At 44.1% G+C, this 1,877-nt stretch carries 2 protein-coding genes; both read right to left on the bottom strand.

Annotated features, from left to right (window positions below; genetic code table 11):
• Positions 1 to 492: hypothetical protein (locus VN105_RS05555; protein WP_325638749.1), on the bottom strand; the 492-nt coding region annotated here is incomplete at its 3' end.
• Between the two features lie 87 nt (positions 493 to 579).
• On the bottom strand, positions 580 to 1,877 hold a 1,298-nt coding region (locus tag VN105_RS05550; RefSeq protein WP_325638747.1), incomplete at its 5' end, for a RagB/SusD family nutrient uptake outer membrane protein.

The raw sequence follows: 1,877 nt of genomic DNA, 5'->3' as shown, positions 1-1,877 counted from the left end.
AAAGTTACGCGGATGTACCCAGGTCTTCTGGGTGATCAGGTCTTTCAGCGCTTTTTCAATTGCAGGAACATATTTTCCTTTGTTGTCGATACATTCCGCCCAAACAAGTTGTACGAATGCCCGCATGCGGTTGGACTGCATGTCTTTTCCTGATTGCGAATCGCCCTTAGTGAAAAAACCCATATAAACATCTTCATTCCATACCGGAAGGCCTTGTATCATTAATTTATCTGCCTCATTCAAAACTTTGATATAACGACCTGATGCTTTTAGCTGATCCCAGTGTGTACGATTATTACAAGGATCTCCAAAGCCTTTGGGATCTTCCATCAACATTTTTGTAATCTCGTTCACGCGGCCCTGATCAGGCGGTGAAATACTGGTCACCGTATCTTTAAGACAATTATTTCTATCCCGTGCCCAAATAGCTGGTGCGTTATACAAAATCAAAACCAGCACAACGGGGATAGTGGCAAAAGAGTAGCGTCTCATCTAAAAAAGTTGAGCAGTTTAAAATTGAACCGGAGCAGGCAGCCTGTTATAACTACCTGGATCCTTGTTTCGTAAATGATTGCGTAATTACCAACCGTATTCTGTGTTCTGCGTCATTTTCGGATTTGCATCAATTTCAGAACTTGGTATTGGCCAGAGTAAAAATTTAGAAGACCAGGCTACCACATTTAAAGGTTGCACAAGACCACCTGTCCACGTATGGGTAGTGGCATTGTAAGTGGGCGCCTTTTTATCCATGGCCGGATAGAACTCGGTGTACCGGTACTCTTCCATTGTTCGCTTGTTGTCCAGGTATCGCATTCTTACGGCATCAAACCATCGATGGCCTTCCCCAACAAGTTCAAGTCCCCTTTCATTAAATATGGCAAGCCTGAATGCCTGTTTAGATAACCCAGGTTGCAGATCAACGGGTGTGGCACGGGGAGTGCCATCTGCTAAACGGGCGCGCTGTCTAAGCATATTAAAAGCAGCATAGGCCTCAGAGGTCGGTCCATTCAACTCGTTTTCCGCTTCCGCTTTTATTAAATATACTTCAGACAAGCGGATAACATACAAATCGTTTTCATTATTCCTGGCCTGTAGTCCTTTTGGATCAATATACTTATTTATATACGGGTATTGCTCCACCAGTTCATTTGAGCTGGCTACTTCCGGAAACGTAATCGATTGCCTGGCTGTACCTTTATAGCTCCACCTGGTTAAAAAAGAAACTTCAGACCTGTAATCGTTTGCGTATTCGCCTTCCTTATACATTTGGACAAACCAGGGCTGAAGACGTGTTGTTCCGGCCCCTGCCCCATCGGTTGGGTTTCCGCAAATATTAAAGCGGCTGACCGGCTGTAAAAAATAGGCGAGTTCGCTGCCCCTGGAACTTGCGCTCGCTGCGGTTCCATCACGGGTAAACTGGATACCGAAAATCACTTCCCTGTATGCGTTTTTTTCCATGTCTACGTTCCACAAGTCCGCGTAATTACTGATAAGAAAGTATTCATTTGACTGGATTATACTATCTGCATAGTTTTTTGCAAGCTGATAGAAGTTCTTCGATTCACCGCTTTGCCCTTTTAGATCCAGGGTATTTCCATAGGTCAGATATGCCAGTGATAACATGGCCTGCGCGGCGCCTTTTGTGGCATGTCCGAATTCTCTTGCAGGCTGCTGGCTATAGGGAATACATTTTTCAGCGGCTTTTTTCAGATCATCAAAAATTAAATCATACACCTCTTCTACTGAATTTCTGGCCGGGTAAAAATCAGAATTACCCTGTACCGATTGTGTATGTATTGGCACGCCTCCATACAAACGTACCAAATAGAAGTAAGAAAAAGCTCTCATAAAACACAACTCTCCCATCACCCGGTCTT

Source organism: Chitinophaga sp. (assembly GCF_035564935.1).
Classification (GTDB): Bacteria; Bacteroidota; Bacteroidia; order Chitinophagales; family Chitinophagaceae; genus Chitinophaga.
Note: the sequence above shows the minus strand (reverse complement) of the source record. Positions and strands in the feature narration are given on the sequence as shown.